Here is a 23,095-nt window from a genome sequence, read left to right on the forward strand (position 1 = left end):
GGACGGGTCAGCCGGGGGTCGCGGCGAGGGCGAGGTTGTGACGCATGCGCTGGAGGCCGCGGCGTGCGTGGCTCTTGACCGTGCCGAGCGGCATGCCGGTGTGGTCGGCGATCTGCGTCTGGGTCAGGTCGGCGAAGTAGGCGAGTTCCAGGACGTCGCGCTGGACCCGCGGCAGTCTGGCCAGTTCCTCGGTGACGACGAGCCGGTCGAGGATGCCCTCGGGCTCCTCGGACGTCCTGCTCTCGTGCTCCAGGACGGCGCCGAGGACCGCGGTGAGTTCGGTGCGGCGGGTGCGTGCGGTCAGGGCGTCGGCGATCTTCCGGCGGGTGATGCCGGTGAGCCAGGCCGGCAGGGTGCCGCGGTCGGGACGGAAGTTGGCCCGGCCGCGCCAGGCCGCGACGAACACCTGCTGGGTGACGTCCTCCGCCTCGCGGGGGTCGCCGAGCGCCCGGGCGGCGAGCGTGTGGACGAGCCGGCCCCAGCGGCGGTAGGCCGCGTCCAGTGAGCCCTCGTCGCCCTGGACGAGCCTGCGCGCGATCGAGGCGTCGCTGTCGGGGGCGTCGTCCGTGGTGGCGCCGAGGCCGCCGGTGGACTCGTCGGCGGGGGCGGCGCCGCGGGGGGTGCCGGGGGCGCCGGCCGTGCCCTCGTCGGGCCGCGCGCCGCGCGGGCCGGGCCCCGTCGGGACCGCGAGGTCGCCGGTCATCCGGTGTGCGGTCATGACGCTTCCTCCTCCGGGTGGTGGTGGTGTCCACCAGGGCCGTCCGCCGCTGGGGCGGTCCGCCGGGACCTCACCGGTCCCGTGTGCCTCCACGTTCCGGCCGAACGGCACCTCGCCACAACTCGCATCGATTCCGCATTGAAACGACGCGGACATGCGTCGGTTCTCGCATCGGACCCGGTACGGGAGGGCGATGGGGGTCTCAGGCCCCGGAGCCGACGCGCACGACCAGCAGCGCGATGTCGTCGTCCGCCGCGGCCGGGACCAGGTGGGTGAGCAGGCGGTCACAGAGCGCGGGCAGGGAACGGACGGGCGCGGCGAGCAGTTCGGTCAGCTCCGTGAGGCGTGCGTCGATGTCGCTGCTGCGGGCCTCGACCAGGCCGTCGGTGTACAGGACGAGGAGGCTGCCGAGGGGCAGGACGACCTCGGTGGTGACGAAGCGGATGCCGCCGACGCCCAGCGGCAGGCCGGGCGGTATCTCGAGCAGTCGGGCGGTGCCGTCGGGCGCGACGGTCGCCGGGGGCGGGTGGCCCGCGTTGGTGATGCGGCAGTGGCCGGTGGCCGGGTCGATCACGACGGACAGGAAGGTGGCGAGCATCGGTTCGGCGAGGTCGTCCAGGGCGGCCTCCAGCTGGTACAGCATGGACTCGGGATCGAGGTCGAGGCGGGCGAGGGCCCTGACGCTCGCGGAGAGCCGGCCCATCACCGCGGCGGCCGCGGTGCCGTGTCCCATCACGTCGCCGATGACCAGCGCGACCCTGCCGTCGTCGAGGGAGATGACGTCGTACCAGTCTCCGCCGACCTCGTTGACGTCGCTGGCCGGCAGATAGCGGTGCGCGACCTCGATCCCCGGTGGCGGACTGATGTGCTGGGGCAGCATGCTGCGCTGCAGGACGGCCGCGGTGTCGTGTTCGCGGCGGTAGAGGCGCGCGTTGTCGACGCAGACCGCGGCGCGGGCCGCGAGTTCACCGGCGAGGGCGATCTCGTCCTCCGTGAAGGGGCCGAGGGGCCGGGTCCGGTAGAACGTGGCCGTGCCCAGCACCACCCCGCGGGCGAGCAGCGGGATCATCATGAACGAGTGGACCCCGAGCCCGAGCAGCTTCCCGGGCGCCTCGGAGTGACCCGCGGCCGGGGCGACGGCCTGTGAGTCGAACCGTGCGACGACATACGGATGGCAGGCGCCGAGCACCCGGGTGTACGGCGCGTTGGCGGGAAATTCGAGGGTGCGCCCCAGGGGCGCGAGGACGGCCGTGACGGGTGATCCGGTCAGGGGGGCCTTGGCCAGCCGGCGCAGCGTCGTGCCGCCGACCAGGCCCGCGCCGAGCTCGCTGCCCACGGCCAGGCTGTCCAGGACGTCGACCGTCACGGCGTCCGCGAGGTCGGGTACGGCGACGTCGGCGAGTTCCTGCGCCGTGCGCTCCAGGTCCAGGCTGGTGCCGATCTTGAGGGTGGCCTCGTTGACCAGGGCGAGGTGGCGCCTGCCGGCATCGGCTTCGAGCTGTGCCTGCTGCTGGGCGGTGATGTCGATCAGGGTGGCGGCGATGCCGATCGGGCGTCCGTCGGTGTCCTCCAGCCGGACGTACGACCCCGACCACACGTGGTCGTGGTCCGGGTCGGCAGGGGTGCGGCCGGTACGGCGCGAGTCCAGCACGGGCCTTCCCTCGTCCAGGGCCCGGCGCATCGCGCGTTCCATGTCCGCGGCGTTGACGTCGGGGAGGATCTCGACCAGGCGGCGCCCGATGTGGGCGGCCTGCGACAGACCGTTCATGGCCTCCAGCGCCGGGTTGACGCGCAGGAACCTCAGGTGGGTGTCCAGGATCGCGATGCCGACCGGGGAGCGGGAGAAGAGACCGTCCCACACCGCGGACGAGCCGCGGATCCGTCGCGCGGCCTCCGCCTCCGAGGCGAGCACCAGCACCGTCGTCCCGCCCCGGTGCCGGGCCGGGACCGGGCAGGCCCAGATCTCGAGCTCCAGCGGGCGCCCCTCCTTGTGCCAGGCCGTCACCACGCCCATCACACCGCGCCCCGTGGCCGCCCCCTCCCACAGCGAGCGGCCGAGACTGCGGTCCGCGTCGGGGTGGAGCAGCTCGGCGATGTGCCGGCCGAGCACCTCGTGGGGGGTGTAGCCGAGCAGGTCCTCGGCGGCGTGGTCCCAGCGGACGATCGCCCCTTCCGCGCTGGTGGCCACGACGGCGACCGGAAGGGCCCCCAGCCATCCGCCCGCGTCCCGGGCCGCGCTGGTGGTCACCTCGTCGAAGGGCACCTGCTCCATCGCCACCGCGATTCTCGTCCGTACGGGCCCCCGACAGCCGCCGTCCTTCCCCAGTATGGGCGCGGGTCCCGGGTTCGTCTCGCGGGCCGTGACCGCGCGGGCCCGTTCCGCTGTGCCGCGGGCACCGGTGCGGACCTCGGCCACGCGGGCCCTCCTCCGCCGCCCGCTCCGGACCGTGACCGGGTCAGGGGCCCGCACGGCGCCCGCCCCGCAGGCACCCCGACGCGAGCACCGCAGGCACGCGCGCGCCGCAGTCACTCCAGAAGCTCGCGCCGCGGGCACCCGGAGCCCGCCGGCCGCGCCCCGGGCCCCCGCGCCGCGTGCTCACGCGGCGCGCGCGACGGGCGGCGGTCTCCGCGCCGGGTGCCGGGCGCGCCGCGGGGGCCCGGCCGGCCGCCGTGCCCTGACCGACCCCCGGGTGGAGCCTTTTCTCGTGCCCGCCACGGACGCCCGCGACGCGATGATCCATGTCACTGTCGTGGGATCTTCAGAAGGCCGCGGCGCAGCCCTTAGCGTTGCCGAAACGAGCCGGGCACGACGAGGGCGAGTGCCGCTCCAGGGCGGCGGGTACTCGGGTGAGGTGTCGGACCCGTACTGCTCATCACCGGCAGGGTGAAGGGATCAGGATGTTCCGCAAGGTGCTGGTGGCCAACCGCGGCGAGATCGCGATTCGCGCGTTCCGCGCTGGCTATGAACTGGGTGCGCGCACGGTGGCCGTGTTCCCCCACGAGGACCGCAACTCACTCCACCGGCTCAAGGCCGACGAGGCGTACGAGATCGGGGAACCCGGGCATCCGGTGCGGGCCTACCTGTCCGTGGAGGAGATCATCCGGGCGGCCCGGCTGGCCGGTGCCGACGCCGTCTACCCGGGGTACGGCTTCCTGTCCGAGAACCCGGAACTCGCGCGCGCCTGCGAAGAGGCGGGCATCACGTTCGTGGGCCCGTCCGCGCAGACGCTGGAGCTGACCGGCAACAAGGCGCGCGCGGTGGCCGCCGCCCGCGAGGCCGGCGTACCCGTGCTCGGCTCGTCGGCGCCCTCCACCGACGTGGACGAGCTGGTCGCGGCCGCCGAGGGCATCGGTTTCCCGGTGTTCGTCAAGGCCGTCGCCGGCGGCGGCGGCCGCGGGATGCGGCGGGTCGAGGACCCGGCGACGCTGCGCGAGTCCATCGAGGCGGCGGCCCGCGAGGCCGAGTCCGCCTTCGGTGACGCCACCGTCTTCCTGGAGAAGGCCGTGGTCGACCCCCGGCACATCGAGGTGCAGATCCTCGCCGACGGCGAGGGCAACGTCATCCACCTGTACGAGCGGGACTGCTCGCTGCAGCGCCGCCACCAGAAGGTGATCGAACTCGCGCCCGCCCCCAACCTCGACCCCGAGGTGCGGCAGCGCATCTGCGACGACGCCGTGCGGTTCGCCCGTCGGATCGGCTACCGCAACGCGGGCACCGTGGAGTTCCTCCTCGACCCCGAGGGCAACCACGTCTTCATCGAGATGAACCCGCGCATCCAGGTCGAGCACACGGTGACCGAGGAGGTCACCGACATCGACCTCGTGCAGTCGCAGCTGCGCATCGCCTCCGGGGAGACCCTCGCCGACCTCGGCCTGGCGCAGGAGTCCGTGGTCCTGCGCGGCGCCGCGCTGCAGTGCCGGATCACCACCGAGGACCCGGCCAACGGCTTCCGCCCCGACACCGGCATGATCAGCGCGTACCGCTCGCCGGGCGGCTCCGGCATCCGGCTCGACGGCGGCACCACCCACGCCGGGACCGAGGTCAGCGCCCACTTCGACTCGATGCTGGTCAAGCTGACCTGCCGGGGCCGGGACTTCAGGACCGCGGTGGACCGGGCCCGGCGCGCGGTGGCCGAGTTCCGCATCCGCGGCGTGTCCACGAACATCCCCTTCCTGCAGGCCGTCCTCGACGACCCGGTCTTCCAGGCCGGTCAGGTCACGACGGCCTTCATCGAGCAGCGGCCGCACCTGCTCACCGCACGCCACTCGGCCGACCGCGGCACGAAGCTGCTCACCTACCTCGCCCACGTCACGGTCAACAAGCCGCACGGCCCGCGTCCGGAGCTCGTCGCCCCGACGAGCAAGCTCCCCCGGCTGCCCGAGGGCCGCCCGGCCGCCGGCTCCCGGCAGCGGCTGGCCGAGCTCGGCCCGGAGGGCTTCGCGCGGAGCCTGCGCGAGTCGCCGACCCTGGGCGTCACCGACACCACCTTCCGCGACGCCCACCAGTCGCTGCTCGCCACCCGGGTGCGGACCAAGGACCTGCTGGCGGTCGCCCCGACCGTGGCGCAGACCCTGCCGCAGCTGCTGTCCCTGGAGTGCTGGGGCGGCGCCACCTACGACGTCGCGCTGCGCTTCCTCGCCGAGGACCCCTGGGAGCGGCTGGCCGCGCTGCGCGAGGCCGTGCCGAACATCTGCCTGCAGATGCTGCTGCGGGGCCGCAACACCGTGGGGTACACCCCGTACCCCACGGAGGTGACGGACGCCTTCGTGCAGGAGGCCGCCGCGACCGGCATCGACATCTTCCGCATCTTCGACGCGCTGAACGACATCGACCAGATGCGGCCCGCGATCGACGCCGTACGGGAGACCGGGACGGCGGTCGCCGAGGTCGCGCTCTGCTACACCTCCGACCTCTCGGACCCCGCGGAGAAGCTGTACACCCTGGACTACTACCTGCGGCTGGCCGAGAAGATCGTCGCCGCCGGAGCGCACGTCCTGGCGGTCAAGGACATGGCCGGTCTGCTGCGCGCCCCCGCCGCGGCCACCCTGGTGTCCGCGCTGCGGCGCGAGTTCGACCTGCCGGTGCACCTGCACACCCATGACACCGCGGGCGGCCAGCTCGCCACGTACCTCGCGGCGATCCAGGCCGGCGCGGACGCGGTGGACGGCGCCGTGGCCTCCATGGCCGGCACCACGTCGCAGCCCTCGTTGTCGGCGATCGTCGCCGCCACCGACCACTCCGACCGGCCCACCGGGCTCGACCTGCAGGCGGTCGGCGACCTGGAGCCGTACTGGGAGAGCGTCCGCAAGATCTACGCCCCCTTCGAGGCGGGTCTGGACTCGCCGACCGGGCGGGTGTACCACCACGAGATCCCGGGCGGGCAGCTCTCCAACCTGCGCACGCAGGCCGTCGCCCTCGGCCTGGGCGACCGCTTCGAGGACGTCGAGTCGACCTACGCCGCCGCGGACCGGATGCTCGGCCGGCTGGTCAAGGTCACTCCGTCGTCGAAGGTCGTGGGCGACCTCGCGCTGCACCTCGTCGGCGCCGGTGTGGCACCCGAGGAGTTCGAGGCGACCCCGAACCGCTTCGACATCCCCGACTCGGTCGTCGGCTTCCTGCACGGCGAGCTCGGCACGCCGCCCGGCGGCTGGCCTGAGCCGTTCCGCACCAAGGCGCTGGAGGGGCGCGCCGGCCCCAAGCCGGTGCAGGAGCTGACCGCGGAGGACCGCGCCGGCCTCGCCAAGGACCGGCGGGCGACGCTGAACCGCCTCCTCTTCCCCGGTCCGACGAAGGCGTTCGAGGCACACCGCCAGGCGTACGGCGACACCAGCGTGCTCGACAGCAAGGACTTCTTCTACGGGCTGCGCCCGGGGAAGGAGTACTCCGTCGACTTCGGGCCCGGCGTGCGGCTGCTCATCGTGCTGGAGGCCGTCGGCGAGGCGGACGAGCGCGGCATGCGCACCGTCCTGTCCACCCTGAACGGCCAACTGCGGCCGATCCAGGTGCGCGACGACGCGGCGGCCGCCGATCTCCCGGTGACCGAGAAGGCCGACCGGTCCGACCCCGGCCATGTGGCCGCGCCGTTCGCGGGGGTGGTCACGCTGGCCGTCGCCGAGGGCGACGAGGTCGAGGCCGGTGCGACGGTCGCCACCATCGAGGCGATGAAGATGGAGGCCTCGATCACCGCCGCGAGGAGCGGACGGGTGTCCCGTCTGGCCATCAGCCGGATCCAGCAGGTCGAGGGCGGCGACCTCCTCGTCGAGATCGGCTGAGACAGCGGGCGGACGGCGCCAGGGTGCGAGGGCGACCCGGCCCGCCGCTGCGGTGGGTGCCGTTTGGCCCGGCCGGTCCGGCCGGGCCACGGCAGCACGGCCGGACCGCCCCGCCATCCCGGGGGCCACGTACCCCCTTCTCTCGTCCCCGGTCGGCGTGCCTCGTGCCCGTCGAAGCGCGTGACGTGGGGGAATTCCGGTGCCCTAGAGTGAGGGCGTGCCGTCGTACAGCATTGGGCAGGCCGCGCAGCTGCTCGGAGTCAGTTCGGAGACCGTTCGCCGGTGGGCGGACGGCGGCAGGCTCGGCATGGAACGGGACGGGGCCGGCAAGCGGGTGATCGAGGGCGCCGCCCTGGCGCGCTTCGCACAGGAGCGGGGTGCGGGTCTCCACGCCGTCCCGGAGGACGGCGTGTCGACCTCCGTGCGCAATTCCTTCGTGGGCATCGTGACGCGCGTGCGGGTCGACGACGTGGCCGCGCAGGTGGAGGTCCAGGCGGGCCCGCACCGGCTGGTGTCGCTGGTGACCCGGGAGGCCGTCGAGGAGTTGGGGCTCGACGTCGGCGTGACGGTGACCGCCCGGGTGAAGTCGACGAGCGTGCACGTCGACGTGCCCTGAGGGCCGCGCGCCGGTCCGTCCTGCGGTCGAGGCGGAACAGGTCGCGGGCTCGTCGCGACAGCGGACGGTGTGACGGTGTTCACGTGGACGGGCAGGTCCTCCGCGGTCCGCGCGCCCGGGAGCAGTCGTGCGCGAGGAAGACCTCCAGGGTCTTCGGGAGCATCGCGCCCGACGCGCGCCCGGCGGCGGCCCCAGGACGGTCGCGCGGCACACCTCGCGTACGTCGACGGGGACGCCGGCCGACAGCATCGCCCGCCCGTCGAGTTCCCCGGCCCGGCGCCCCGCGACGCCCAGGGCGCGGCGGACCGGGCCGCCGCCGGCGGGGAACGGGCCTCGCCGAGCGCGGTGTTCAGGCCTTCCGGAGTGCCGCCGGGGAGTCCGCTGCCCGGCGGCGCGCTCGCGCACCGGGCGCGGGCGGCGCGGGATCTGCCCGTACCCACGGGGACGGGGGGGGAACCGCCCCGGCCCCGGTCGAGGTGACCGGGGCCGGGGCGGCGTTCCGGGCCGGAGCCCGGAAGGGGGCGATGCGGAGCCGGGTCAGGCGACGTTGACCGCGCTCCAGGCCTGCGCGACGGTGGCGTACTCGGGGCTGGTGGCGCCGTAGAGGTCCTTCGCCGCGCTCAGGGTCGCGGCGCGGGCGCCCTTGTAGTCCGTGGTGGAGGTCATGTAGACGGTCAGCGCCCGGTACCAGATCGCGGAGGCCTTCTGGTTGCCGATGCCGGTGACCGTGGTGCCGTTGTACGTCGGGCTGTTGTACGTCACGCCGTTGACGGTCTTCGTGCCGCTGCCCTCGCTGGCGAGGTAGAACCAGTGGTTGCCGACGCCGGAGGAGTTGTGCACGTCGAGCCGGCCGACGGACTTCGACCAGTAGTCGGCGGAACGGCCGTCCAGGGAGGGCTTGTCGAAGCGGCGCAGCCACGGCGGGGTGGACTGGTCGCTGAAGAGGTAGTCGGGGGTGTCGATCGCGTTGTTGGCGTACCACTCGACCATCGTGCCGAGGATGTCGCTGGTGGCCTCGTTGAGGCCGCCGGACTCGCCGCTGTAGCGCAGGTTGGCGGTGGCGGAGGTGACGCCGTGGGTCATCTCGTGGCCCATGGTGTCGAGATCGACCTGCTCGGGGTCGGTGACGCCGTCGCCGTCGCCGGTCATCATGCAGAAGCAGGCGTCCGACCACTGGGCGTTGTCCCACTTGGTGCCGACGTGGACGAAGACGGTGGCGCCGCGGCCGTCGTTCTTGATGCCGCTGCGGCCGAAGGTCGACTTGTAGTAGTCGAAGGTCTTCGCGGTGTTGGCGTGCGCGTCGACGGCGGCGGTGGAGCGGTCGGTGGAGAACTTCCGGCCGTCGCCCCAGACGTTGTCGGCGTCGGTGAACAGGGTGCCCGAGGAGCTGTTCAGGGACGAGGCCGAGACGTTGCGCGCGTCCTTGGTGACGTGCTTGCGGACCGGGTCGATCAGGGCGAAGGAGCCGTCCGCCTGCTGCGTGGTGTCGATGGTGATGTCACCGGTGTACTCGGAGTGACCCGTGCCGCTGGCCTCGCGCTCGGTGTCGTAGTTCTCGATCGCGGCACCGGTGGTGGCGTCGGTGACGAAGACCTCGCCGTGCGGCTGGCCCTGGTCGCCGAGACCCTGCACGGTGGTGCGCCAGGCCAGCCGCGCGGTGCCGTCGGCGGCCCACACGATCAGCTCGGGGGTGGACCTGGCGTCGCTGACGAGTCCCTGCGAGCGCTTGAGCGCGCCGGCCGCGGTGCCCTTGGCGTCGACGCCGGGGGTGACGGACCTGAGCGCCACCTTGCGGGCCTTGGCGTGGCTGGATCCCTTCAGCGCGCCGTCGGCCCTCTGGTGGACGACGAAGTCGCCGCCGACCACGGGCAGGCCCTGGTAGGTGCGCTCGAAGCGGACGTGCTGGGTGCCGTCGGCGTCGATCACGACGTCCTTGACCTGGAGCGCCTGGCCCGCCCCGAAGCCGAAGGTGTCGGCGTGCCGGGTCACGTTGGCCTCGGCGCGGGATATCGCCGTGTCGCGGACGGAGTTCGCGTGCTGCGCGGCGTGGGGCTGCGAGTACGCCGGTACGGCCAGGGCGCTCGTGGTGATGACACCGGCGGCGACCAGCGTGGAAAGGGCAAGGAGGTGACGGGGCATGACGCGGTGCTTCCTTCGCTCGTCGTGGGGGTGACGACGTCCGTGGACGTTGACGCGAAGTGTTCACCAGGTGTCATGTTCCTGACGTGATCCCAGGTGGGATACAACTGTGGAGCTATAGGGGGTGGGCGGGCGCGGCCCGGCCGGTCATCCGTCGGCGCCGAGGGCGAACTCCTCCCCGCCCTCGTCCCACCAGGCCAGATACCGCGGCCGCTGCCGCACCAGCGCCAGGTAGGCGGCCAGCAGCCGCTCCCCCGCCGCGTCGGCGAGCTCGGGCGGGACCGATTCCGCGTTCCAGGCCAGTTGCAGCCGCCGGTGGAAGGGGACGCCGGCGAGCGGCCGCTGGACGGTGCCCTGGGCGGGGACGTCGGCGGTCGGCCACACCCCGCAGACGGCACGCCGGCCGGCGACCAGGATCCGCGCGACGGACAGGTCCGACGTCACGTGTGCGATGCGGGGAGTGAATCCGGCCGACTGGCAGGTCAGATGGAGGTAGGCGTGCACCCCGCTCTCGTCGGCCTCCGGCATCACCCACTCCTCGTCCCGGAGGTCGTACAGGCTGACCGTCTCCTGGCGGGCCAGCGGGTGGCCCTCGGCGAGCAGGACGAAGACAGGCTCGCGCAACAGCGTGCGCGTCGCCACCGACTCACCCACCGGCAGGGGGAATCCGGGGAACTCGCCGAAGACCGCGATGTCGCACTTCGACAGGCTCAGGGCCTTCATCAGGGTGTGCACGGAACGGCGGGCGTCGATGGTGATCCGGCGTTCCGGGACGAGTTCGAAGAGCGCGGACATCAGCAACGACACCAGGGGCCCGGCGGTTCCGCCCGCCCGCAGCGGCGCGGCCGTCTCCCGGTCCGCCTCGGCCGCCGACCGCGCGTGCTCGCGCAGCCGGTCGAAGCCGACGACGAGGTCCCGCGCGCAGCGCAGGACGTACTGCCCGTTCTCGTTGGGCTTCACGCCGTCCGCGCCGCGGATGAAGAGGGGACCGCCCAACTCGTGCTCGATCCGCTTCAGCTGGGCGCTCGTGGCGGGCTGGGACAGCTGCAGCCGTGCTGCGGCCTTGCGGATGCTGCCGGCCTCGGCGACGGTGAGCAGGACACGGAGGTGCCGGAACTCGAGGTGCATGAACATTCCCCGCTCAGGGCGGAGGGCCCCTTGCACCCCCCGTGACCAGCAGTACCAGCTGCCCGGGGGCATGGTGACCAAGATTCCGACGGGGCCGCCGCGGCGGCAACCACGGGACGGCAAAATCTGCGTGCGGGCCCCACGGATCGGCCCCGCCGCCGTGCCGCGAGGCCCGGCAGCAGGCACCCCCGCGTCACCCGCCGCCCTTCCCGTCGCCCGGCGCGCTCCCCGTCGCCCGGCGCCCTTCCCGTCGCCCGGCGCGCTCAGCCGGTGGGCGCCTCGCGCACCGGGTGCTTGCTCAGGATCGAGACCCGGTTGAAGGCGTTGATGGTGACGGCCACCCAGATCACGGCGGAGAGCTCGTCGTCACCGAACACCCCGCGCGCCTCCTCGTACGCCCGCTCCTGGGCGAGCGCGTCGGCGGGACGGGTGGTCGCCTCGGCGAGCGCGAGGGCCGCGCGCTCACGGGCGGTGAAGAGCCCGGTGTCGCGCCAGGCGGCCAGCACGCCCAGCCGCCGGGTGGTCTCACCGGCCCGCAGCGCGGCGCGGGTGTGCACGTCGAGGCAGAAGGCGCAGCCGTTGAGCTGGGACACGCGGAGGTTGACCAGTTCGACGAGGATCCGGTCGAGGCCCGCCTCGGCGGCCGTCGCGCGGACGGCGTCGGCGGTCCTCACGAGCGCCTGGTAGGCCGCGGGGCTCTGTTTGTCGAGGTAGATCCGCCCGCTCACCGGGACCGCCGCGACCTGTACCGTCTCACTCACCCTGCACTCCTTCACCTGTTGTCGTCTCGACTATGATCATCCATACTTGTTGAAAATGAAACTACATGGATGAGGAGGGGCTGGGAAATGACCGTGACGGAAGTCGAGGTCCTCACCGCCCGGGACGTCCCGCTGGGCGGACCGCGCGCCATGCGCGTACGGCGTACCCTGCCGCAGCGGGCCAGGACGCTGATCGGCGCCTGGTGCTTCGCCGACCACTACGGCCCCGACCGGGTCGCCGAGTCCGGCGGCATGGACGTCGCCCCGCACCCGCACACCGGCCTGCAGACCGTCAGCTGGCTCTTCACCGGCGAGATCGAGCACCGTGACAGCCTCGGCAGCCACGCCTTCGTGCGCCCCGGCGAACTCAACCTCATGACCGGCGGTCACGGCATCGCCCACACCGAGGTCTCCACCCCCGACACCACCGTCCTGCACGGCGTCCAGCTCTGGGTGGCCCTGCCCGACGCGCACCGGCACGCCCCGCGCGACTTCCAGCACCACGCCCCGAAGGCGCTGCGCGTCGACGGGGCGGAGCTGCGGGTCTTCCTGGGCACCCTCGCCGGCGAGACCTCGCCCGTACGCACCTTCAGCCCGCTCCTCGGCGCCGAGCTCCTGATCGACGCGGGCGCCACCGTCACCCTCGACGTCGACCCGGCCTTCGAGCACGGACTGCTCGTCGACGAGGGCGACGTGCGCCTCGACGACACCGTCCTGCGCCCCGCCGAACTCGGCTACGCGGCCCCGGGCCGCACCACCCTCACCGTCGCCAACGCCTCCGACCGGCCCGCCCGGACCGTTCTCCTGGGCGGCACGCCCTTCGAGGAGGAGATCGTGATGTGGTGGAACTTCATCGGACGCAGCCACCAGGACATCGTCGAGGCACGGGAGGAGTGGGAGCGGGCCTCCGACCGCTTCGGCGACGTGGCCGGCTACCCCGGTGACCGGCTGCCGGCCCCCGCGCTGCCGAACGCCGTCATCGCGCCCCGGCGGAACCCCTCCCGCCGCTGACCTCCCACACCACCCCGTACCGACCCGCACCCCCTCCCGGAAGGACCGCCATGAGCGAGCAGAGCGCCACCCCCGTCGTCCGTCACGTCGACGCCCGCCACCGTTACGAGATCCTCGTCGCCGACCAGCGCGCCGGTCTGACCGCGTACCGCGACCGGGACGACCGGCGGGTCTTCTTCCACACGGAGGTCGACGAGGCCTACGCGGGCCAGGGTCTCGCCTCGATCCTCGTCGAGCAGGCCCTCACCGACGTCCGCGCCTCCGGCCTGCGCATCGTCCCGGTCTGCCCGTACGTGGCGAAGTTCCTCAAGAAGCACGAGGAGTTCGCCGACATCACCGACCCCGTGACCCCCGAGGTCCTGGAGTGGCTCGACGCCCGCCTGGGGCGCTGACGACTCCCCGCGGCCGGCCGCCCCGGCCGCGGCAGGGCGGCCGGCGGCGGGCGGCGCGTACAGTGGGGGCGGGCGCGGTGAGATACAAGAGGAGTCCGTGTTGACCGCCGTCAACCTTGAGCACGCCACCGTCCCCGCCGACACGGGCGAGGTGACCCTGCTGATAGCCCGCCGGGTCGAGCCCGGCCACGAAGCCTCCTTCGAGCGGTGGGCGAAGGGCATCCTGGAGAGCGCCGCCGCCTTCCCCGGGCACCTCGGCCACGGGCTCTTCCGCTCCTCGGGCGGCGACGCGCCGTGGTTCCTCGTCCACCGGTTCCGGGACCCGGAGGCCTGCCGGGCCTGGCAGGAGTCGCCCGAACGGGCGGCCTGGTTCGCCGACTGCGACGGGCACCACCACACCGAGATCGCCCGGCGCAGGCTCACCGGCATGGAGACCTGGTTCGCCGAACCGGGCTCGACCCGACCCGCGCCGCCCCGGTGGAAGATGGCGATCAGCGCGACCCTGGCGATCTACCCGATCTCCGTGTTCGGCGGTCTCTTCCTCACACCGCACCTGACCGCACTGCCGCTCCTGCTCAGCAGCGCGGTCGTCGCCTGCGTCTTCAACGTGCTGATGACGTTCGTGGCGATGCCCGTCGTGAGCAGGCTGCTGCGCGGCTGGCTCAGCTCGTAGTCGTGACCGGCGCGCGGGAATCGCGGTGCACCGCCGGTCCGGGCGAACGCCTCCGGGACGCCCGCGCGGGCCTGGCCCGGTGGTCACGGCCCCGGCAGAATGCGCCCATGACCGATGACTCGCCGGCATCCGGCGTCCGTGTCGAACGCGACGGGCCCGTGACGACCGTGGTGCTGTCCCGGCCCTCCGCCCGCAACGCCGTGGACGGGCCCACGGCACGCCGCCTGGCCGACGCCTTCCGGGCCTTCGAGCGGGACCCGGACGCCTCGGTCGCCGTGCTGTGGGGCGAGGGCGGGACCTTCTGCGCGGGCGCCGACCTCAAGGCCGTCGGCACCGATCACGGCAATCGGGTGGCGCCCGACGGCGACGGACCGATGGGGCCGACCCGCTTGCGGCTCACCAAGCCGGTCATCGCCGCGGTCGCCGGGCACGCCGTGGCGGGCGGGCTCGAACTGGCCCTCTGGTGCGACCTGCGCGTAGCCGAGGAGGACGCGGTCTTCGGGGTGTTCTGCCGCCGTTGGGGCGTTCCGCTGATCGACGGCGGCACCGTTCGGCTCCCGCGGCTGATCGGCGAGAGCCGTGCCATGGATCTCGTGCTCACCGGCCGGGCCGTGCCTGCGGCCGAGGCGTACGCGATGGGCCTCGCCAACCGCCTCGTTCCGCCGGGCCGGGCGCGGGCGGCGGCGGAGGAGCTCGCCCGGGAGATCGCGGCCTTCCCCCAGCAGTGCCTGCGTCACGACCGGATGTCCGTGCGGGAGCAGCACGGGCTGCCCGAGGCCGAGGCCCTGGCGGGCGAGCTGCGGCACGGCATGGTGCCCCTGTCGACCGGCGAGACCCTGGCGGGAGCGGCGCGCTTCACCGCGGGAGAGGGCAGGCACGGCTCGTTCGGCGATTGACCGGCCCGGGGGAACGGGCCGGGGGCACACTCCCGGGGTCGGTCGGGGTGGTCCTGGGAGCGGTCGCGGGTACGCCCCTGCACCGGCGGCGCGGAGCCGGCGCCGGTCGGCGCGGTGCGCCGTACCGGAGTGTCCCGGACGTCAGCGCGCTGCCCGAGGATGGCCGGCAGGGTGGAGGCCTTCGGGTGGAAGCATCTGACCGGTGACAACAGGCTGATCATGTCGGTCGTGCCCGTCTAAGGTGATCCCCATCCGGCCGTTCCCACTCTCGTTCAGGTGGGAACGACCGCGTACGCGCCTAACGGGGACATCGCGGGAACGTTCTCGTGCACCGCCATCAACTCCCAGAGCGGCATAGGCTCGACGTGCTAGGAGGGACCAGTAGTGGCAACGCTCTCGCAGATCCAGGCCTTGCTGGGTGAGCCCAGGTTCAACTGGTCGGATCCGACTCCGTGGAACGAACTGCAGCAGGAGTTCGGCATCGAGTTCCCGCCGGACTTCCGTGAGATCGTGGACGCCTACGGTTCGGTCACGATCAACGGGCAGTTGTACCTGGAGCACCCGGCCGGACACCTTCTGCACAGTCTGGGCAGGACCGTCAGGGGCGATCTCGATCTCTGGCGCGAGGAGGACATGGCGGAGCTGCTGCCTGGTCCGGTAGGGGCGGACCCCGGCGGGCTGATGCCGGTGGCGTCGGCGGTGACGGGGGAATGGATCTTCCTTCGTGTTCCCGACGACGCCTCGTCGCCCTGGCGGGTCGTGGTCCAGGAGATGGACAGCCCGGCGTGGACCCTCTACGAGATGACGTTCGGCGAGTGGCTGCTCGCCTATCTCAAGGGCAGGGACGTGACGTTGTGCGCGCGCGACCGCGCGCCTGACGGACCGTCGTACGAGGTGCTCTCCTGATCCTGCCGGCAGAGCGAACGCGGTCGTGCCCCGGCCCTGGTGGCCGGGGGCACCGTCGCTTCCACGTGCGGTCAGGACACGAGCCGGGCGTCCAGCTCGGTCAGTTTGACCGTGCACAAGCCGCCTCGCTCGGTCGTGACGTCCGTGACCTCCAGTTGGGTGCCCGGGGCGAGGATGTACTCCTCCTCCCCGGTGAACGCGGAGAAGCTGCGGATCCCCACCGCGCGCGCGGGGGTCACCTCGAACAGCGTCCGCTTGCCACGGCTGCCGAGGAAGGACCGGGCGACGCTCAGCTCGGAGGTGCATGAGGAGACACCCCACCAGGTCACCGTCCCGCCGACGGGGTACTGCCGGCGCAGGTCCAGGCCGACACCGCGCCACAGCGGCCGGTTCTGGGCGGGGAGTCCGGAGACGGCCGAGCACAGCAGGCGCAGATACGGCAGGTAGGGGACGACACGGCTGCGGTCCGGGGAACGCAGCACGGCGTTGATGGTCCGGTAGAAGCCCGACTCGCAGGTGTAGAGGAAGAGCGCGGCGATGGCGTCGGCCGAGAGCCCTCCCCCGGTGGGCTCGTCCGCCCGCCGCTTGCCGAACTCGCGTGAGCGGTCGATGTGCCGGCCGAGCCCGGACAGCGTGCCGGTCACCGGGGCGACTGCGTCCTCGAAGGGCATCAGCGGGGTGTCGAACACGCCGGTCACCGGGGGCAGGACATGGCCCTCGTCCTGGACGCTGGTGAGCCGCTCCAGGTAGAGCTGGTGCAGCTCCATCGTGGAGGCGATGAAGGCGCCCATGCGCGCGGCGACGTCGGCGTCCGGGCCTCCCTTGCCGGCACCCGACCCGCCGGCACCGGCGGACGGCTCGTTCCAGCCCTTGCTCGGCAGCCAGTCGACCGGGTCGGCGCCGAGCGACAGCAGGGCGTCGTTGACCGTGGTGAAGTGGTCGCCCTCGCAGAAGAGATCGCCCTGCGCCGCCGGGTTGGCGTGGTCGATGTGCCGGACCTCGACTCCCGGGTACTTCTTCTGCAGACGCAGGACGGTCCGCTTCAGGGCGCGGGCGTGGGCGCCCCACCAGGCGAAGACGACCCCGCGGTCCTCCTTGTCCGCCGCCTCCTGCTTCGCCCGGAGGATCTCCTCGACGATCCGCTCGGCCACCGGGCGCCAGAAGGCGGTGTGCTGGTCGGTCGCCACGGCGCCGTCGGCGCTGGCGGTCAGCGAGGCGTTGAGGAGCAGCACGCCCTGGGTGAGCATCGCCTGGAACCACTCGGGCGGCTGGACCGTCTCCCGTTCCTTCAGCAGGGCGCGGACCTCGCCGACGGGCGTCTTCCTGTCGATGCCGTACTTCCACATGGCCGCCGCCTTGATGAGGCAGCGGATGCTGACGACCCGTCCGAACTGGCTGTCCTTCCAGTCGTTGAACGTGTTGTCGAACATCGCGATGCCGGTGGCGCTCTCCGGCCGCGGATAGGGGTTCTGCCCGAAGGCGACGACCTTCCACTTGTGCGGCGGGTTGGGCTTGAGCGCCTGGAAGGTCAGCTCCCGGACCGGGACGACCTGGGGGCTGCGGCCCGGGCCGATGAACTCGGCGGCACCCGGCCGTGCCTCGATGACGGGCTGGAGGACGGGGAGCCAGGGCTCGCCGCCGCCGGTGAACAGGCCGGTCAGGCCCAGCGGGTCGGCCGCGTCGGGCTGCGACGGGGCGGGCGTGGTCGGTGTGCTGGCGTCGCTCATGGAGGAGGAGCTCCCGGTCGTCGTGTCCGAGGGGGGAAGGGGGCCGGTGGCGGGCGCGGCGGAGCCGGGGTCAGCGGCGAAAGGAATGCCCTTTGGGCGGCATGATCCGCACCCTGGTCGTCGCCGGCGCCTGGTCGATGCACGCGAGCTGGGCGGTGATCGTGGCGCGCAGCTCGTCGTCGTCCTCGAACCAGTGGTCGTGGAACAGCGTGTAGCCGGTCCACATCAGGTTGGCGCAGACCCGGGCCGGCACCCGGCCGGTCTGTGCCCCCATGCCGACCAGTGCCACCGAGCGGATGCTGCCCGGCGCCCGCCGGTTCTGCCGGTGCACGGCCTGGAAGGCCGCCGCGCAGGCCATGGCCACGTTCAGCGTCTCGCTCACGTTCTGCGAGGAGCCCACCATCGTCGGCGTCGAGATCAGGAACCGGGGGACCGTCGCGCCCGAGGGAACGCACACGGCGCTGCCCACCGGCAGGCTCCCGGCGAACCGGTCCCGGACGGCCCGCTGCACCCGCAGCTGGATGCCCGCCCCGAGATGCCGCTTGATCACGGCGTCGACCCCGCCGTCCATCCGGGCCGCCGCGTTCGTCGGGGTGACCCACGCGTCCACGTTCTCGTCGAGGATCGAGCCCCGGCGGATCTCGATGCCCGGCGTGTCGGCGAACGCCGCCCGCCACGCCTTCACCACGCCCTCGTTGACGTCCGCCAGAACCACCCTGAGCGTCGTCTCCACACAGCCCTCGGCCATCACGTACCCCCTGTCAGGAAGCCTCTTGCAACACCCCCGACGCTAGTGGGCAGCACTGACAACGGTTCCCGGGGAAAGCGGCGCTGACGTGCCCTCATGTCACCCCGGCACAGACGGTTCTCCCGGTCCGGGCCGTGTCGTCCGGCTCATGCCGAGGGGCGCCCGACGCCGGCGGTCGCCGTATCGGACGCCCTCGCTCCCGGCGGGGTGGGCGGGCTCGCCCGGTTCAGCAGGTGAGGGTGCCCTTGCGGATCGCGTGGCCGCTCGTGTTGCTGTCGTCGGCCCAGTAGACGGGCTTCGTTCCGCCGGCACACTCGTCGGCGGCCGCGAGGGCGAAGCCCTCGTTGTTCAGATCGGCCATGCCCGCCGGGCGGTTGTAGACGGCGGCCTGGACGAAGCCGCCGCCGGTGCCGATCTTCAGGGTGGTGTGCCGGCCGTGGCAGGTGTCGTCGCAGACGGCCCACAGGCGCGCGGCCTGCGGCTCCCACTGGAGCTCCATCACACCGGACATGCCGCTGCTGATCGTGGCGACCCGGGTGGCGGCGCCACCGTCCTCGAGCACGTAGCCGTACACCGTCCCGGTGCCCTCGACACCGACGAGGAAGACGCCGCCCGCGTGCGCGCCGAAGCGACTCGGGTCGTAGGCCGCACCCGTCGACTCGTCCGTGAAGCCCGCGGCGGTGAGCGTGGCGTCGGGGATCCAGGTGATGGCCTCGAAGCCGGCGTTGGAGCCGACGGCGGGCAGCCCGGCGGTCAGGTTCCACTCCTTCGTGGCGGTCAGGGTGCTACCGGTGCCGGTGGCGACGTCGTAGCGCAGGACGGACAGGCGGCTGGTGCCGGACGCGTCGCCGTTGCGCTCGCTCGCGACGTACGCGCCGCCCGCCGCGCCCGCGGCGGTCAGGGTGACGCCCTCGCTGTCCGGTGCGCCGCTGCCGCCGGGGAAGCGCAGGGTCTTGCCGGACGTCCAGCCGTTCGCGGTGTCCGGCCGCCAGCCGCCGGAGCCGTCGCGGACCAGGCGCCACAGCTTGCCGGAGTTCTGGGCGCCCCACAGCACGGAGCCCTCCTCGTACAGGCCGCTGAGGTCGGAGCCGAAGACGTCGGAGCCGTCGGCCGTCGCCACGGAGGTGCCGCCGGGCCAGGCCTCCGGGCCCGTACCGCCGCCGGTCCCGCAGTTGTTCGGCGAGCCGAGCGTCAGGGAGGCCTGGCCGAAGGCGCCGGTGCCGTCGGGGCAGCGCGACCAGGACGGCGCGGAGTGGCTGGTCCAGGTGAAGCTGTCGACCAGGGTACTGCCGCCCGGCAGGTACAGGCGGGCCTTGTCGCTGGAGCCGAGTCCGAACGACGCCGAGACGTCGAACGCGCGGACGGCACCCGCGGCGAGCGTCGTGCCGGACGGCACGGTGAACTTCGAGCCGTTGTTGTCGTCCTTGAGGATCCAGCCGGAGACGTCCACGGCGGCCGTGCCCTTGTTGAACAGCTCGATCGAGTCGTTGACGCCGCCGGTGGTGACCACCTCGTTGATGCGGACGTCGTCCGCCGGGGCGGCCTGGGCGGCGGGAGCGAGCATGGCCGCGGCGGCGGCCATCGTGGTTCCGGCGACGGCGAGGCGGAGCGAGGCGCGGCGGAGGGGGGCGAGGCGACGACGCCCGCGGGGAGCGCGTACTTCGAGCACGGTGTCCGTCCTGGGAGGAGGGGAGGAGTGGGGGCTGGGCGAGACGAGGTTCCCGGTCGATGCCGAACGGCGGCCGGCATCGGTCCGGTTGCCGTGTGAACGCGTGTCGAACGGCAGGTCGACGAGCACCGGCCGGACGAGGGAGCGCCGGGCTCGCGATCCGCCGGTGCCGGCTCCTCCCTCGCCGACGACGCGGTCTCCCTGTCCGGTCCGGCGACCGGACGGCGGACGCGCGGGCCGGGGACGTCCTCCAGGAGCCTTCCCCCCGCGGGACCCGTACAACTGCGCGCCGCCGCCTTCGCGTCCGGAGGCGGCGGCATGCGCCGCGCCGCCCACGAACGGCCCGGCGGATCCGTCGTCCGACCGGAGCCCGCGGACCGCCGCTACGCCGGGGCGGCGGCGCTGAAGGCCCGGCGGTAGGCGGCCGGCGAGATGCCGAACGCCGTCTTCATGTGGGACCGCAGCGAATTGCCGGAGCCGAGGCCCGCGCGGTGGGCGACCAGGTCGATGGGGAGGTCGGTGGTCTCCAGCAACTGCTTGGCCAGTTCCAGTCGTTGTGCGGTGAGCCACTGTCCCGGGGTCATGCCGACCTCGTCGCGGAAGCGGCGCGTGAAGGAGCGCAGGCTCATCCGCGCGTGCTCGGCGAGCGTGTCCAGGGGCAGCGGTTCGCCGAGGTGTTCCAGGGCCCACGCCCGGGTGGCGGTGGTGCTGGCGAGGGTGGGTTCGGGGACCGGGCGGTCGATGAACTGGGCCTGCCCTCCGTCGCGCCACGGAGGCACGACGCACATGCGGGCCGCCCGGTTGGCGGCCGCGGCGCCGTGGTCGCGGCGGATCATGTGCAGGCAGAGGTCGACGCCGGCGGCCACGCCGGCGGAGGTGAGCACATCGCCGTCGTCGACGAACAGCACCTCCTCGTCGACCCTGACCTTGGGGTAGGCGCGGCGGAACTCGGGGGCGAGATTCCAGTGGGTGGTGGCGGGCCGCCCGTCGAGCAGCCCGGCGGCGGCCAGCACGTACGAGCCGGAGCAGATCGAGACCAGCCGGGCGCCGGGCCGGATGCCGGCGATCGCCGCGCCGACCTCGGACGGCAGCGGGCCGCCCTCGGCGAGCTCGGGCATGGCGTGCGTGGGCGGCAGGATCACCGTGTCGGCGGCGGCGAGGGCCTCCGGTCCGGCCGCGGGCTGGACGACGAAGCCGGCGTCGCTGGGCACGGGCCCACCGTCGGCGGTGCACACGACGACGTCGTACAGGGGCCGGCCCTCGGCGTCCTCCGCGCTGCCGAAGACCCGGGAGGGGATGCCGAGCTCGAAGGGCGGCACCCCGGGCAGGGCCAGCACGGCGACGCGGTGCCTGCGCTGCGGAGCGGGTGCCTCGGCTCCGTCCTGTTCACCGTCGGTGCGCGTGTCCCGTATCTCCTCCATGGCCAGATCCTGTCACATCATGGCCAAACGGCCAACACCACGAGGGGCCCGGCTGCCGGATCGTCTTCCGTGTCGCCGCCGGAAGGGTTCCGGCGGGACACCGATCGAGACGGAACGAGGCGGAGAGAACATGCGCGCGGTGGTCGTGGAGCAGTGGGGCGGACCCGAGAACCTGGTCGAGCGCGAGGTGGAGCGGCCGGAGCCGGGCCTGAACGAGGTCCTGGTGCGGGTGCACGCGGCCGGGGTGAACCCGGTCGACTGGAAGACCCGCTCCGGTGGGGCGCTCATCGAGTGGGGCGACGTGCCGGCCGTCGGCTGGGACGTGTCCGGCACGGTCGAGGCCGTGGGTCCGGGCGTCGGGATCTTCCGCCCCGGTGACGAGGTCTTCGGCATGCCGCTGTTCCCGCGGCAGGCGGGCGGCTACGCCGAGTACGTGGTGGCCCCGGCCCGGCACCTCGCCCCCAAGCCGGCCTCGCTGTCGCACGTGGAGGCCGCGGCCCTGCCGCTCGCCGCGCTGACCGCGTGGCAGGCCCTGGTCGACGCGGCGGACGTGCGCCCCGGGGAGCGCGTGCTGGTCCACGCGGCGGCCGGCGGCGTCGGCCACTTCGCCGTGCAGATCGCGAAGGCGCGCGGTGCCTACGTCATCGGCACCGCGAGCGCCGCCAAGCACGACCTGGTCCGGGAGCTGGGCGCGGACGAGGTGGTGGACTATCGCGAGGAGCGGTTCGAGGACGTCGTCTCCGATGTCGACGTCGTCCTGGACGGCCTCGGCGGCGAGACGGCCGTGCGCTCCCTGAAGGTGCTCCGGGCGGGTGGCCGGCTGGTCACGCTTCCGGGTCCGGACGACGTGCCCGAGGCGCACGACGAGGTGCGGGCCCTGTGGGTGCTCGTCGAGCCCGACCACCTGGGCCTGCGCGAGATCGCCGCGCTCGTGGACCGGGGCGCGCTGCGCCCGGTGGTCGACACCGTGCTGCCGCTCGCCGAGGCGGCGAAGGCGCACGAGATCGGCGAGCGGGGCCGCACGACCGGCAAGATCGTCCTGACGGTGGCCTGATCCCTGACCCGCGATCCGCGCGCCCCGGACCGTCGGCTGCCGACGGTCCGGGGCGCGCGACGAGGGGGCCGGATCAGATCCCGCAGCCGGACGCGGACCAGAAGCGGGTGGCGCGGTGGTCGACGTGGGTGTGGTCGCCGTGCCCGGGGTAGCCGGGCCCGAGGATGCCGGGGAAGCCGTGGTGACGGGCCTGCTGGGCGAGTGTGCACAGCGTGTGCGGTCCGGCGCCCAGGTCGGCCGCGTCGCCGTAGAGGTGCCTGCTGGACGCGGCCCCGCCGACGGCGTCGTTGCAGGCGTGGCTGCGGAATCCGCTGGTGACGGTGACGGGCCGGTCCCCCAGGGCGTGCCGCAGGGCCTCCAGCTTCCACATGGTGCGCAGGGCGTTGGCCTTGGCCGTGGCCGCGCCGACGGCACCGCCCTCCCAGGTGGAGTTGCAGTCGTTGAGCTCGGCGTAGGAGAAGTGCGCCGGGGTGCAGTCGTCGTCCTGGAGGGCGTAGATGCTGCTGAAGGTCGCGGGGCCGGCGACGCCGTCGGCGGCGAGCCCGTAGGCGGACTGGAAGCGCTTGACGGCCGCGGCGGTGGCGGGGCCGTACGAGCCGTCGATGTCGAGCACGCTGCCGTAGCCGGGATATCCGGCCACACGGATCTGCAAGGCGGTCACGTCGGCGCCGGTCACTCCCTGGGAGAGGGTGCGCGACCAGGTGTAGCAGCCGTCGGCGTGCGCGGTGCCGGTGGTCGCCACCATCCCGAGCACCACGGATGACACGAACATGACAAGCGAGAGAAGCAGGCGTACGGGCCGGGACTGAGCGGTGGATCCGGTCATCGAACCTCCATCACCGAACGAGCCTGGTGCGGACCGCGACGTGGGGCCGCCCCCGAAGGTTGGCCGTCCGGGTCGACGCGCGTCAACCACGCGTGACCGGACGCCCTCGGCCGGCCCGGGCGGACCCGGGTCGGGTT

General features: G+C 73.4%; 18 protein-coding genes. 8 read left to right on the plus strand and 10 right to left on the minus strand.

All coding sequences use genetic code 11. The features are described from left to right. Nucleotides 1–7 precede the first annotated feature (7 nt). A complete protein-coding gene (locus tag ACGF1Z_RS02380; protein ID WP_392999002.1) occupies nucleotides 8–718 on the minus strand; it encodes an RNA polymerase sigma factor in 711 nt (236 codons plus the stop codon). Between the two features lie 202 nt (nucleotides 719–920). After that, nucleotides 921–2,990, minus strand: coding sequence for a SpoIIE family protein phosphatase (locus tag ACGF1Z_RS02385; RefSeq protein WP_392999004.1), 2,070 nt, complete (start codon nucleotides 2,988–2,990; stop codon nucleotides 921–923). Nucleotides 2,991–3,616: 626 nt separating this feature from the next. Between ACGF1Z_RS02385 and ACGF1Z_RS02390 the strand changes: the two genes are divergently transcribed. Next, nucleotides 3,617–6,991, plus strand: coding sequence for a pyruvate carboxylase (locus ACGF1Z_RS02390; protein WP_392999006.1), 3,375 nt, complete (start codon nucleotides 3,617–3,619; stop codon nucleotides 6,989–6,991). 217 nt (nucleotides 6,992–7,208) lie between these two features. Beyond that, nucleotides 7,209–7,607 (plus strand): molybdopterin-binding protein, encoded by a 399-nt coding sequence (locus ACGF1Z_RS02395; protein WP_392999008.1) that lies wholly within the window; start codon nucleotides 7,209–7,211, stop codon nucleotides 7,605–7,607. A gap of 537 nt (nucleotides 7,608–8,144) precedes the next feature. Here ACGF1Z_RS02395 and ACGF1Z_RS02400 read toward each other — a convergent pair. The 3 genes from ACGF1Z_RS02400 to ACGF1Z_RS02410 form a co-directional block, all read right to left on the minus strand. Continuing rightward, entirely contained in the window at nucleotides 8,145–9,746 is a 1,602-nt protein-coding gene (locus tag ACGF1Z_RS02400; protein ID WP_392999010.1) for a M4 family metallopeptidase, read from the minus strand. Between the two features lie 147 nt (nucleotides 9,747–9,893). Beyond that, nucleotides 9,894–10,874 carry a LysR family transcriptional regulator gene (locus tag ACGF1Z_RS02405; protein ID WP_392999012.1) on the minus strand — a complete coding sequence of 327 codons (981 nt, stop codon included), beginning with the start codon at nucleotides 10,872–10,874 and terminating at the stop codon, nucleotides 9,894–9,896. 263 nt (nucleotides 10,875–11,137) lie between these two features. After that, entirely contained in the window at nucleotides 11,138–11,635 is a 498-nt protein-coding gene (locus ACGF1Z_RS02410; protein WP_392999014.1) for a carboxymuconolactone decarboxylase family protein, read from the minus strand. 87 nt (nucleotides 11,636–11,722) lie between these two features. Here ACGF1Z_RS02410 and ACGF1Z_RS02415 point away from each other — a divergent pair, with 87 nt between their 5' ends. The 5 genes from ACGF1Z_RS02415 to ACGF1Z_RS02435 all read left to right on the plus strand — a co-directional run bounded on the left by ACGF1Z_RS02415 (nucleotide 11,723) and on the right by ACGF1Z_RS02435 (nucleotide 15,513). Next, nucleotides 11,723–12,646: a pirin family protein gene (locus ACGF1Z_RS02415; protein ID WP_392999016.1), complete on the plus strand. Its 924-nt coding sequence runs from the start codon at nucleotides 11,723–11,725 to the stop codon at nucleotides 12,644–12,646. A gap of 50 nt (nucleotides 12,647–12,696) precedes the next feature. Beyond that, the gene (locus ACGF1Z_RS02420; RefSeq protein ID WP_392999018.1) at nucleotides 12,697–13,038 is read left to right on the plus strand and encodes a GNAT family N-acetyltransferase; all 342 of its coding nucleotides are present in this window, start codon (nucleotides 12,697–12,699) and stop codon (nucleotides 13,036–13,038) included. A 97-nt stretch (nucleotides 13,039–13,135) separates the two neighbouring features. Beyond that, entirely contained in the window at nucleotides 13,136–13,711 is a 576-nt protein-coding gene (locus ACGF1Z_RS02425; RefSeq protein WP_392999020.1) for an antibiotic biosynthesis monooxygenase, read from the plus strand. Nucleotides 13,712–13,818: 107 nt separating this feature from the next. After that, nucleotides 13,819–14,607 (plus strand): crotonase/enoyl-CoA hydratase family protein, encoded by a 789-nt coding sequence (locus ACGF1Z_RS02430; protein WP_392999022.1) that lies wholly within the window; start codon nucleotides 13,819–13,821, stop codon nucleotides 14,605–14,607. Between the two features lie 384 nt (nucleotides 14,608–14,991). Beyond that, nucleotides 14,992–15,513, plus strand: coding sequence for an SMI1/KNR4 family protein (locus ACGF1Z_RS02435; RefSeq protein WP_392999024.1), 522 nt, complete (start codon nucleotides 14,992–14,994; stop codon nucleotides 15,511–15,513). Between the two features lie 71 nt (nucleotides 15,514–15,584). Here the strand turns inward: ACGF1Z_RS02435 and ACGF1Z_RS02440 are convergent, their stop codons facing one another. From ACGF1Z_RS02440 to ACGF1Z_RS02455, 4 genes are all read right to left on the minus strand, one after another. Then, nucleotides 15,585–17,240, minus strand: a complete 1,656-nt coding sequence (locus tag ACGF1Z_RS02440) for an ADP-ribosyltransferase domain-containing protein (RefSeq protein ID WP_392999026.1) — start codon at nucleotides 17,238–17,240, stop codon at nucleotides 15,585–15,587. A gap of 70 nt (nucleotides 17,241–17,310) precedes the next feature. Next, nucleotides 17,311–17,988, minus strand: coding sequence for a macro domain-containing protein (locus tag ACGF1Z_RS02445; RefSeq protein ID WP_392999028.1), 678 nt, complete (start codon nucleotides 17,986–17,988; stop codon nucleotides 17,311–17,313). A gap of 226 nt (nucleotides 17,989–18,214) precedes the next feature. After that, the gene (locus ACGF1Z_RS02450) at nucleotides 18,215–19,657 is read right to left on the minus strand and encodes a lamin tail domain-containing protein (RefSeq protein WP_392999030.1); all 1,443 of its coding nucleotides are present in this window, start codon (nucleotides 19,655–19,657) and stop codon (nucleotides 18,215–18,217) included. A 383-nt stretch (nucleotides 19,658–20,040) separates the two neighbouring features. Then, nucleotides 20,041–21,078, minus strand: a complete 1,038-nt coding sequence (locus ACGF1Z_RS02455; protein ID WP_392999032.1) for a GlxA family transcriptional regulator — start codon at nucleotides 21,076–21,078, stop codon at nucleotides 20,041–20,043. A gap of 130 nt (nucleotides 21,079–21,208) precedes the next feature. Here ACGF1Z_RS02455 and ACGF1Z_RS02460 point away from each other — a divergent pair, with 130 nt between their 5' ends. Further along, complete coding sequence (locus ACGF1Z_RS02460; protein ID WP_392999034.1) at nucleotides 21,209–22,132, plus strand: NADP-dependent oxidoreductase; 924 nt, start codon at nucleotides 21,209–21,211, stop codon at nucleotides 22,130–22,132. 73 nt (nucleotides 22,133–22,205) lie between these two features. Here ACGF1Z_RS02460 and ACGF1Z_RS02465 read toward each other — a convergent pair whose 3' ends face one another. Next, nucleotides 22,206–22,958: a D-Ala-D-Ala carboxypeptidase family metallohydrolase gene (locus tag ACGF1Z_RS02465; protein ID WP_392999036.1), complete on the minus strand. Its 753-nt coding sequence runs from the start codon at nucleotides 22,956–22,958 to the stop codon at nucleotides 22,206–22,208. Between the last annotated feature and the right edge of the window lie 137 nt (nucleotides 22,959–23,095).

It is taken from the genome of Streptomyces sp. NPDC048018 (genome assembly GCF_043202995.1).
In the GTDB taxonomy this organism is placed as follows: domain Bacteria; phylum Actinomycetota; class Actinomycetes; order Streptomycetales; family Streptomycetaceae; genus Streptomyces.

What these genes read in the sequence shown, in the direction of transcription:
- ACGF1Z_RS02420 (WP_392999018.1), top strand. Translation starts at nt 12,697, where the DNA reads ATGAGCGAGCAGAGCGCCACCCCCGTCGTCCGTCACGTCGACGCCCGC.
- ACGF1Z_RS02430 (WP_392999022.1), top strand. Translation starts at nt 13,819, where the DNA reads ATGACCGATGACTCGCCGGCATCCGGCGTCCGTGTCGAACGCGACGGG.
- ACGF1Z_RS02385 (WP_392999004.1), bottom strand. Translation starts at nt 2,990, where the DNA reads ATGGAGCAGGTGCCCTTCGACGAGGTGACCACCAGCGCGGCCCGGGAC.
- ACGF1Z_RS02390 (WP_392999006.1), top strand. Translation starts at nt 3,617, where the DNA reads ATGTTCCGCAAGGTGCTGGTGGCCAACCGCGGCGAGATCGCGATTCGC.
- ACGF1Z_RS02400 (WP_392999010.1), bottom strand. Translation starts at nt 9,746, where the DNA reads ATGCCCCGTCACCTCCTTGCCCTTTCCACGCTGGTCGCCGCCGGTGTC.
- ACGF1Z_RS02445 (WP_392999028.1), bottom strand. Translation starts at nt 17,988, where the DNA reads ATGGCCGAGGGCTGTGTGGAGACGACGCTCAGGGTGGTTCTGGCGGAC.
- ACGF1Z_RS02415 (WP_392999016.1), top strand. Translation starts at nt 11,723, where the DNA reads ATGACCGTGACGGAAGTCGAGGTCCTCACCGCCCGGGACGTCCCGCTG.
- ACGF1Z_RS02405 (WP_392999012.1), bottom strand. Translation starts at nt 10,874, where the DNA reads ATGCACCTCGAGTTCCGGCACCTCCGTGTCCTGCTCACCGTCGCCGAG.
- ACGF1Z_RS02380 (WP_392999002.1), bottom strand. Translation starts at nt 718, where the DNA reads ATGACCGCACACCGGATGACCGGCGACCTCGCGGTCCCGACGGGGCCC.
- ACGF1Z_RS02455 (WP_392999032.1), bottom strand. Translation starts at nt 21,078, where the DNA reads ATGGAGGAGATACGGGACACGCGCACCGACGGTGAACAGGACGGAGCC.
- ACGF1Z_RS02440 (WP_392999026.1), bottom strand. Translation starts at nt 17,240, where the DNA reads ATGAGCGACGCCAGCACACCGACCACGCCCGCCCCGTCGCAGCCCGAC.
- ACGF1Z_RS02465 (WP_392999036.1), bottom strand. Translation starts at nt 22,958, where the DNA reads ATGACCGGATCCACCGCTCAGTCCCGGCCCGTACGCCTGCTTCTCTCG.
- ACGF1Z_RS02460 (WP_392999034.1), top strand. Translation starts at nt 21,209, where the DNA reads ATGCGCGCGGTGGTCGTGGAGCAGTGGGGCGGACCCGAGAACCTGGTC.